This window comes from Pseudomonas sp. WC2401, from assembly GCF_041200115.1.
Lineage (GTDB): Bacteria > Pseudomonadota > Gammaproteobacteria > Pseudomonadales > Pseudomonadaceae > Aquipseudomonas > Aquipseudomonas fragi.
The window spans coordinates 3519749-3530506 of the sequence record NZ_CP165623.1 but is presented as its reverse complement, the minus strand read 5'-3'; the positions used below and the strand labels follow the sequence as shown (position 1 = coordinate 3530506).

At 61.6% G+C, this 10758-nt stretch carries 3 protein-coding genes; 1 reads left to right on the top strand and 2 read right to left on the bottom strand.

The genetic code is table 11. The features are described 5' to 3' along the window. Nucleotides 1-83 precede the first annotated feature (83 nt). Entirely contained in the window at nucleotides 84-302 is a 219-nt protein-coding gene (locus AB3G35_RS16010) for a DUF2970 domain-containing protein (RefSeq protein WP_086797331.1), read from the bottom strand. A gap of 143 nt (nucleotides 303-445) precedes the next feature. On the opposite strand from AB3G35_RS16010, the gene AB3G35_RS16005 reads away from it, so the two are divergent. Then, nucleotides 446-6919 carry an NEL-type E3 ubiquitin ligase domain-containing protein gene (locus AB3G35_RS16005; RefSeq protein ID WP_369781755.1) on the top strand — a complete coding sequence of 2158 codons (6474 nt, stop codon included), beginning with the start codon at nucleotides 446-448 and terminating at the stop codon, nucleotides 6917-6919. 39 nt (nucleotides 6920-6958) lie between these two features. On the opposite strand, the gene metH is transcribed toward AB3G35_RS16005, so the two are convergent. Then, complete coding sequence (metH, locus tag AB3G35_RS16000; RefSeq protein ID WP_369781754.1) at nucleotides 6959-10669, bottom strand: methionine synthase; 3711 nt, start codon at nucleotides 10667-10669, stop codon at nucleotides 6959-6961. Nucleotides 10670-10758 lie beyond the last annotated feature (89 nt).

Here is a 10758-nt window from a genome sequence, read left to right as displayed (position 1 = left end):
ACCAGTAACTGGCGGGTAACATCAGCCGGTTTTCAAGGCTCCTTTGTGGGGGCGAGCAAACCCGCTCCCACCACAAGCCCGTGCTAGAGCCCTGCCAGATGTAGCACCAGGGTGACGATCCCGTACAGGGTCAGGGCAAATACCCCTGTAAACAGTAATCCCAGCACCAGGAAATGGGCGGGTTTGCCGTGGGTAAAGTCGCGCGCCCGGTTTTTGGCGCTTTGGACACCAAAGGCGGCGGCCATTACGCTGTGCAGCACTTGCCACAGGGTAGGTGGCTTGTTGTCGGCAGGATCGTCCATAAGTGCCTCGACTGTCTGAGGTGAAGCGGCGATATCCCTGAGCTTAGTCAATTTTCTCCTGCATAAATATTTACCACCTTTGGCGATGCCGTGTTGGTTGTACTGGCGACTCATTCAAACGGGTTTTCAGCCAGAGGCATCCCATGGACAGTTTGCACTCCCCGGCAGAGTCAGGGCCGTACGACACCTTTATCAGCAATAAAATGCCCGCCTGGGTCAAACACACTGTGGCGGACGATATCAAGCGCCTGAAGCCGGGGCTCTTCCCGGGCTACACCGCACCGGCGGATGCCGACAACCGTTTCGCCCGCGCCCCGTCATGGCAGATCCAGGCCTTGTTGGCCAGCCAGCTGCGCAGTCGCGCCGCCAATCAGGCGCTGGCTCTGGCGCTCGGGCATCTGCAGGGCATCACCCAGTTTGCCGAGCCGCGCTTGCAGGAGGCCCTGCAGAGCCATCAGGGCCAGGGCCGGGCAATGGACATCAACAGTGACCGCCTGTTTTATCTGCGCCGTAACCGACCAGTACAGCAACAGACCCTGCTGCAGGCGGCATTGTCGAACTTCGAGGGTAACGAAGACTTCAATCAGCGGGTGGCCGGGCAGGTCAGTGCGCTGGCACCGCCGGGGGCATTGCCCGTCGAACGCTTTGTGCCGCAAACCGGTCCCGATTACCCCGCCATGCTCGCCGATAGTCTGGTCCACGGCTCAGGCTGGCCGGTGGACAAGGTCAAGCAGGAACTGGACAACCTGAACCCCGTGGCCGGTTTCAGTTATCAGCAAACCTTGCCCATGAGCCCCCAGGTGTTCTCACAAATCTGCAGGGCGCTGGATCTGGGCGAGCAGTACCAGGCGCATTTAAATGAGGTGTTCGACCCTCCAGCCGTGCGGTCCCTGATGATCCGGGCGCAGATCGAGCTACTTGCAGTTCGCCTGCATACGGCGCTGATCCAGGGCCATGTCAGCCAGGCAGCCCATGCAATGGTCATGGCCCTGCTGCAACGTCAGCGGGACCCGCAGCTGTATGGCAAGCCCGTGGCGTTCAACCGTCTCCAGATCTATGGCATGACCCTGGATGAGGTGCTGGTCATCGGTCCGTATCGGTCCCGCTGGCCGGTACTGGAGTGGGAGCATACCGGCCTTGATGGCGTACCCGTCATGAAAAAGCCGGACATGGAGCCGGTGGTGGTCTATATCCCGGGGGCTCTTGTGACCCCCCTCAAGGAGTACCCGTCATTCGAGGCGTTCCAGTATGAGCTGGGCCTGAACCTGCGCGATCCGGGCTGTCGGCAACTGATCGCCAGCCTGCTACCCCAGGGCAGCGCCGGGGCTTTTATGGCGCGGCTCAATCAGCATTTGTACCAGACCAGACCAGACCCTGCTGGCCAGGTGCCGCCGGTGTATGTGGACGAAGTTGATCTCAAGTTGGCGCTGGTCGGCATGGATACGCCAGCCCATGAGCTGTTCACGACCCTCAACCGCCAGCACCTGGCCCGACTCAAGGCCAATGCCCGCGTGCTGGCGGTGCCCACGGCCGATGCCGACAGCAAGTTGCTGCAGGAGCGCCTGGAGTACTACCTGGGCATCGGTCTGGATACCCTGAATGTGGCGGCGTTTTTTATCCCGGGGGCCGGGGAGGTGATGATGGCCGTAATGGCACTGCAGATGGGCATGGATGTCTGCCACGGCATCGAAGCATGGAATGTGGGCGATGTGCAGCAGGCCTGGTCCCATATGGAGTCCATTGCCCTGAATATCGCCGTCACCGGTGTGACGGGGGCCGCCGGCCAGGTTATCGGCGGCCGTTTGGCGAAGGCAACGGCGCGCTGGGGCGAGGGGCTTGTACCGATCGTCTTGCCTGATGGGCAAACCCGCCTGTGGCGCCCTGAACTTGAGCCCTATCGGTGCGCCGAGTCGTTCGACCCGCAGGTTGAGCCCAATGCCTTGGGCCAGTATCGGCTGGAGGGCAAAACCTATGTGCGGATAGACCGGCACTTCTACGAACAGGTCTACGATCCGAAGCTCGATGCCTGGAGGGTCAGGCACCCCGGCGACAACAGCGCCTACCAGCCACTGCTCAAGCACAACCATGCGGGCGCCTGGCGCCATAGCCATGAGCAACCCTTGCAGTGGCAGCGCTTGACCCTGCTGCGGCGGCTTGGGCACGAAACCCGCTTCTTTGATGACCAGGTACTGGTGCAGATTGGCGATGTGAGCGGGGTAACGGATGAGGAATTGCGCAGGGTGCATATGGACGGCCTGCCGGTGCCGGCATTGTTGCAGGACACCCTGGCGCAGTTCAGGGCCGCACGGGAGCCGGGCGGGCGTGCCAACGGTGCTCGGGGCGCGGCTGTTGACAGCGGCGGGCCGGATCTTGAGCGGCTGCGTCGCCGCTTCCCGATGCTGACCGGGAATGCTGCCCGGGAAGTCCTCGGGTATGCCGCAGCCAGTGACCTGGCGCGCCTGCGCCTGACAGGCCAGGGCTCCAGGGAGCTGGACGATCTGGCGCGGTATTACGCCCAGCAAGCGCGCCTGAACCGGGCACTGGCCGGGCTGTATGTGCCGGAGCTGGCAAGTGTTGACAGCGAGCGCTTGGCCATCGAGGCAAGGCTGCATGCAAACGGCCTGCTGGGCACTGCGCAGGACGAAGCAATGGCTGCTTATGCCACGTCCCATCGCAATGAGATGGCGGGCGCACTGCATATGCGACCGATACGCGCAATGCCCGGCTGGCAACGGCTCAATGGCAAGGTAGGCTATGCCTTATCGGGCCGCGGGGCAGGGGCGGAGGTCACCCCTTCCTTGATCAGCAGGGTGCGCGATATTTACCCCAACCTGAGCGACGAGCAGGCCGAAGTCTTTGTGCGCGAGCACATGGCGAGCGCACAGACAGACCGGCAGATCTTCGATTTTCTCGCCGCCCGCCAGCGGGAGCTGGATGCCCTGCGTGCCACCTTGGAGAACTGGGCATCGGCGGCTAACGGGCCTTTGAATCAGCGGGTACGGCGCCTGACCGCTGACCGCCTGGTCACATGCTGGCGGCAAGGGTTGCAGCGCAGCGAGCAGCCTTTTGCCTATCTTGATCTCGGGTTTGACTTGAGCGCCGCAGGTGATTTTCCGGTGCTGGAAGCTGATTTTTCCCATGTCAGGACCTTGAAGCTCAGCGCCGACCTGTTGCTGAGCGAGCCCGATGGCGGTCTGGTCAAGCGCTTTGGCGCTGTGCGCAGCCTGGAACTGAGTATCGAACAGGGGCAGATGCCGGCCGTGGCCGATGCATTGACGCAGTTGCCCACGGTTACGCAACTGTCGCTGGAGGCCAGTTGGCAGGGGTTTCCCAGAGCATTTCTGGCGCGCCTGGAGGGCTTGGCCCGGCTCGAATCCCTGACCCTCAAAGGCACCGTGGGTACCCTGGATGCAAGTGGTTGGCCACAACTGCGCCTGCTGCGCGTCAGTGGCCGGCTGGAACACTGGCCGGCCGGGGTGCTGGAACTGGCCCACCTCGAATCCCTGGACCTGTTTGGTACTTCACTCAAGACCTTGCCCGACGAGTTGTTTGCCGGCCATCCAAGGCTCTGGCGGGGCCTGTTGCTGGACTGGTCCGGGATTGAAGCGCGCACCGCGATGAAGGCCTGTGAGTACCTGCGTGAAAACCCTGCCACTGGGGTGGACCTGCACATGTGGTCCAGCGCTTACTGCTCCGGCTGCCTGACCCGCTTCCTGCCCCGGGACCGCCAGTTTGCACGTTCGCTCATGGCCAGTCTGGGCCAGGACGAAAACGCTGTCGCCCGCCTGCTGGAACGGGTCAATGGCTTGCAGGCGGAGCATCAGGCCCTCACCGATGGCATCAATGCCTGGATCGAGGGTGAACCGACCAGTGCCGATACGCTGTTTCGTCGCAAGGCGGGAGAAAGGCTTCTGCGCTGCTGGCGTGCCGGCTTAGAGCCACGGCTGGGGCTGGAAGAATCCGCAGCGGGGCCGTCGTGGCGAGCCACACCCGGCGTGCAGACGCTGGATCTGGCGGGTGATCCGATCAGTGATCTGCCGGTGTTGCCGGGCCAGGCGGCCTTTGCTCATGTCCACAGCCTCAATCTGAGCGAACTGGGCCTTGGGGTGGAGTTGCTTGACCGCTTCCTGGTTTCGTTTGAGCATGTGCGCGAGTTGAACCTGAGTCGCAACGGCCTGGACACGCTGCCACAGGCTCTGGGTGAACTGCACCAGCTGACCGGCCTGAATCTGGCCCATAACGAATTGATCATCACCCCGGCGGTGCAAACCCGCCTGAACGGGTTGACCCGGCTGGAGCGCCTGAACCTGCAGGGCAATCGGGTCACGGTTCTGGACGTCAGCACCATGACCCGACTGGAGTCCCTTGACCTCAGCCATACGGGTATCAAGAGCTGGCCGGCCGGGGTGCTGGAGTTGCCACGCCTGCGCCAGCTGGACCTGAACAGCAGCGCCGTCAGGACCGTGCCCGATGCCCTGCTCAGTGGTCATGACGGGTTGCTGCAGGGCACGCGACTCAACGGTTGCAGCTTGACTGCGCAAAGCTGCGCGGACTTGCTCACTTATGCTCGGCGCACAGGGCGTGACAGGGTTGGCAATATTGCAACCGGGCTGCTGGCTGCCGGCAGGACCGGCGGCAGCCCGGAGTATTTCCCCGTACTGGTGAACGACCAGCCAGACCTGCTGCTGGCCGACGGGCCTGTATTCAGCCCGGATGAAGTGGTGCCCGTTCCTGCACCTGTGTTTGAACCGGGCAACCCCTCATCCAGTCGTACCGCCTTGCTGCAGCAGGTCAACCCGGACCTGAGCCTGCAGGACGCGGTGGCCTGTCTGGATCGGTGGCAGGCAGAGGGTATGGCGGTACTGGATATTGACGCGCGGCTTGGCGAATTGCATCGCCAGCACCAGGTGCTGATCCAGCGCCTCAATGACTGGATCAACACCCCAGGGCACCGGGAAGGCGGACGCTGGGTCAGTGCCGTCGACCGCCGGCGCGCGGCTGACCGGCTTATGGGGAGCTGGCGCCAGGGGGTGACCGCCGCCAGGGGCGACGAGGGCCAGACCCTGGACTTTTCCGATCTGTGCCTGGGCGACATACCGGCCCTGAGCGTCGCCCAGGAGCATGTCACCACCCTCAACCTCAGTGGCGTGCGCATCACTGCTCGAGGCACGCAAGCCTTTATCAGCGAGTTCCCGGCCTTGCGCAGCCTGCACCTGAACAACAACCAGCTGAGCCGCTTGCCAGAGGGGCTGGGTTCCTTGCAGAACCTGTCGCGGCTGGAAGCCTCGCGCAACCATTTGCAGGCCGAGGACAGTTACGGCCCGTTGCGCTCCCTGGCCCATCTGCAGTGGCTGGACCTGAGCTACAACCGGCTTGCCAGCTTCGACCTGAGCGGCATGAACCAGTTGCAAACCCTGAACCTGCAAGGCAATCGCCTGGTGCGCTGGCCAACCCGGGCGCTCACTACCCCCACGCTGACGACCCTCAACCTGAGCGGCAACCAGATCGAGAATATTCCGGTGGAATTGTTTGAAGGTGACAACGACGGGCTTATGGCGCACACCGATCTGTCCAATAATCCGCTTTCGGCCGCGGGGTATGAAACCTTGCGCGACTACATCGACTTTTCAGGCAACGACATGGGTTTGTCTCCCGAAGACATTGACGACGGGCTGGCTTACAGCGACAACAGTTCCGACAGTGACAATGAGCAGGGCCCTGCCCCTGTCGGTGATGAGAACCTGGACCACCTTGATGACTTGAGCCCGGCACAAGTGGCGCAGCAGAAGACCCGCTGGTTGCAGGGCGTGGCCCAGGACTCGCCCTTGCAGGGCATCTGGGATGGCTTGTGGGCACGCAGTGAGGGCAGGGGGCTGTTCTACCTGCTTGACCAGTTGCAATTTACCCAGGACTTTATCCAGGACCGGGCCGGCTTGACCCAGCGGGTATTGAATGTGCTGCAGGCTGCGGCGTCGGATACCCGGCTATGCGACGAACTGTTTGTCATGGGGCGTTCGGATGTGACCTGTGGTGATGGCCGCATCCTGCTGTTCAGCGATCTGGAAGTGAAGGTCTACGAATTCAACGCTTTGAAGTCGGTAGTGGCGGGTCAGGAAGGCCCGGCATTGCTGGCCCTGACCAGGCGTCTGTTCCGTCTGGGGCAGTTGGAGGATATTGCGCAAATGGCCTGTTTGAACCGCCGGGGCGCAGATATCGCCGAAGTGCGCCTGGCCTACCGCATCAGCCTGGGCAAGCGCCTGGATTTGCCATCACAGCCCAAGGACATGCATTACAGGCATGCGGCCAAGGTCAGCGCGCTGGATATCGAGAGCGCCTACCTGAAAATCAAGGCAGCAGAAAGCTCCCCGGCTTTTATGGCGCAGTTGCTTGAGCAGGATTACTGGACGAGTTATCTCAAACGCCAGTACCCCCAGGCGTTCGTGGAGCTTGAACAGCGTTTTGCCCAGGAGCACAAAGCCCTGGAAGAACGCCATGCTGATCTTGGGGATGACTATCAGAGAGACATCAACGATCTGGACGAAGAGAAGAAAAGCGAGGAACGGCAACTGCGTGAGCGCCTGACAGAGCAGGCGATCAGCAGTATTGAAGGGGCTTGACGGTGGGGGAGCGGGCAGCCCGCTCCCCCTGGGTGTCTATCAGTTGTCGTAGCCCAGGTTTGGTGCCAGCCAGCGTTCGGTCACGCTCAGGTCCTGGCCCTTGCGTGCCGTGTAACTGTGGATCTGGTCCTTGTCGACCTTGCCCACTGCAAAGTACTGCGCTTGCGGGTGGGCAAAGTACCAGCCGCTGACTGCCGCCGCCGGGAACATGGCGTAGTGTTCGGTGAGGAACACGCCGCTTTTGCCTGCGCGCATTTCTTCGGCTTCTGGATCAAGCAGCTTGAACAGCGTGGCCTTCTCGGTGTGATCCGGGCACGCCGGGTAGCCGGGAGCAGGGCGGATGCCGCTGTATTGCTCCTTGATCAGCTCTTCGTTGGCCAGTTGCTCGTCCTTGGCATAGCCCCAGTAGTGGGTCCGCACCTGCTGGTGCAGCCACTCGGCGCAGGCCTCGGCCAGACGGTCGGCCAGGGCCTTGACCATGATCGAGTTGTAGTCGTCACCGGCATCCTGGTAAGCCTTGGCCACTTCTTCGGCACCGATCCCCGCGGTGGTGATAAAACCACCCACATAGTCGGTCACGCCGCTGTCCTTTGGCGCAACGAAGTCAGCCAGGGAGAAGTTCGGCTTGCCGTCGGTCTTGATGATCTGCTGGCGCAGGTGATGCAACTTGGCCAAAGGTTGGCCATCGTCGCCATACAGCTCCAGGTCGTCATCGTTGACCTGATTGGCTGGCCAGAAACCAAACACCGCACGGGCGCTGATCAGCTTTTCGTCGATCAGCTTCTTGAGCATTTCCTGGGCATCGGCGTACAGCGCTGTAGCCGCTTCGCCCACCACTTCATCAGTGAGGATGCGCGGGAACTTGCCGGCCAGGTCCCAGGAAATAAAGAACGGTGTCCAGTCGATGTACTCGGCCAGCACCTTGAGGTCGATATTGTCCAGCACCTTGGCGCCGGTAAAGGTCGGCTTGACCGGCTGATAGCTGGCCCAGTCGAACTGCGGCTTCTTGGCGACAGATGCGGCGTAGCTCAGGCGCTCGGTGCGGGCGCTGCGGTTGGCGGTGCGCTCGCGAACTTCAACGTACTCTTCGCGGGTTTTCTCGACGAATGCCGGTTTCAGCTCCTTGGACAGCAGCTGGGTGGCCACGCCCACGGCGCGGGAGGCGTCGGTGACGTAGATCACGGCATCGTTCTGGTACTTGGGTTCGATCTTGACCGCGGTGTGCGCCTTGGAGGTGGTCGCGCCGCCGATCATCAACGGCAGATGGAAGTTCTGACGCTGCATCTCGCGGGCCACATGCACCATTTCATCCAGCGACGGCGTGATCAGGCCGGACAGGCCGATGATGTCGCACTTCTGCTCCTTGGCCACCTGCAGGATTTTCTCCGCAGGCACCATCACCCCCAGGTCAACGATGTCGTAGCCGTTACAGCCCAGCACCACACCGACAATGTTCTTGCCGATGTCATGCACGTCGCCCTTGACCGTTGCCATCAGGATCTTGCCCTTGGCTTCAGGCTTGTCGCCTTTTTCCAGTTCGATAAACGGGATCAGGTGGGCCACGGCCTGTTTCATCACCCGGGCAGATTTGACCACCTGGGGCAGGAACATTTTGCCCGCGCCAAACAGGTCGCCGACGATGTTCATGCCCGACATCAGCGGGCCTTCGATCACTTCGATCGGGCGCTTGAACGACAGGCGCGACTCTTCGGTGTCTTCGACGATATGGGTGGTAATGCCCTTGACCAGTGCATGCTCCAGACGCTTGTTGACGTCCCAGCTGCGCCACTCTTCGGTCTCGGCTTCCTTGACGCTGCCATCGCCCTTGTACTTGTCGGCAATGGCCAGCAGGTTGTCGGTGGCATCCGGGGTGCGGTTGAGCACCACGTCTTCCACGGCATCACGCAGCTCGGCCGGGATCTGGTCGTAGATCTCCAACTGGCCGGCGTTGACGATACCCATGGTCAGGCCATTACGGATCGCGTACAGCAAAAACACCGAGTGGATGGCTTCACGCACCGGGTTGTTGCCGCGGAACGAGAACGACACGTTGGACACGCCACCGGACGTCAGCGCATACGGCAGCTCGTCACGGATATAGGCGCAGGCGTTGATAAAGTCCACGGCGTAGTTGTTGTGCTCTTCAATGCCGGTGGCCACGGCGAAGATGTTCGGGTCGAAGATGATGTCTTCCGGCGGGAAGCCCACTTCATTGACCAGAATGTCGTAGGAGCGTTTGCAGATTTCCTTTTTGCGCGCTTCGGTGTCGGCCTGGCCGGCTTCGTCGAAGGCCATCACCACCACGGCGGCGCCGTAGCGCTTGCACAGTTTGGCGTGGTGGATGAACTGCTCCACGCCTTCTTTCATGCTGATGGAGTTGACGATGCCCTTGCCCTGGATGCACTTGAGGCCGGCTTCGATCACTTCCCACTTGGAGGAATCGATCATGATCGGGACGCGGCTGATATCCGGCTCGCCGGCGATCAGGTTGAGGAAGGTGACCATCGCCTTCTTCGAGTCCAGCATGCCCTCGTCCATGTTGATGTCGATGATCTGCGCACCGGCTTCAACCTGCTGCAGGGCCACTTCCAGGGCTTCGGTGTAGTTGTCTTCGCGGATCAGGCGGGCAAAGCGTGCGGAGCCAGTGATGTTGGTGCGCTCGCCGACGTTGACGAACAACGAGCTGCGATCGATGGTGAACGGTTCCAGCCCGGAGAGGCGGCAGGCCTTTGGAATATCCGGGATCTGGCGTGGCGCATAACCGGCCACGGCATTGGCGATGGCCTGGATATGCCCCGGCGTGGTGCCGCAGCAGCCGCCGACAATGTTGAGGAAACCGCTTTGGGCGAATTCTTCAATGACCTTGGCGGTTTCGGCCGGCAGTTCGTCGTACTCGCCGAATTCGTTGGGCAGGCCGGCGTTGGGGTGCGCCGAAACGTAGGTGCTGGCCTTGTTCGACAATTCTTCGAGGTACGGGCGCAGTTCGCTGGCGCCCAGGGCGCAGTTCAGGCCCACGGAAATCGGTTTGGCATGGGCCACCGAGTTCCAGAATGCTTCGGTGGTCTGGCCCGACAGGGTACGGCCGGAGGCATCGGTGATGGTGCCGGAAATCATGATCGGCAACTCGACACCCAGCTCTTCGAATACGCCTTGTACGGCGAAGATCGCGGCCTTGGCGTTGAGGGTATCGAAAATGGTCTCGATCAGGATCAGGTCGGCGCCGCCTTCGATCAGGCCCTTGGTGGCCTCGGTGTAGTTTTCCACCAGCTCATCGAAGGTCACGTTGCGGTAGCCGGGGTTGTTCACGTCCGGGGACAGGGAGCAGGTGCGGCTGGTCGGGCCCAGTACACCAGCGACAAAACGCGGTTTGTCCGGGGTTTCCAGAGTCTTGGCGTCGGCAACCTTGCGCGCCAGGCGGGCGCCTTCTACGTTTAGTTCGTAGGCCAGTGCCTGCATGCCGTAGTCGGCCTGGGAAACCTGGGTGGCGTTGAAGGTGTTGGTTTCGAGAATATCGGCACCCGCATCCAGATACGCCTTCTCGATGGAGCCGATCACGTCCGGGCGGGTGAGCACCAGAAGGTCGTTGTTGCCCTTGACGTCGCTCGGCCAGTCGGCGAAGCGTGTGCCACGATAGTCGTGTTCCTCTAGACGGTAGCTTTGGATCATAGTGCCCATGCCGCCATCGAGAATCAGAATGCGCTCTTTGAGGGCTTGCTGAAGTGCTTGGAGACGAGCGCTGCGGTCAGACATAGGACTACCTGTTAGAGCCATGCAAAAGATGCGAAATCATAACAAACCTGCGTGGGATTTGAGCGTCTGCTGATTTACATGAATTTGAT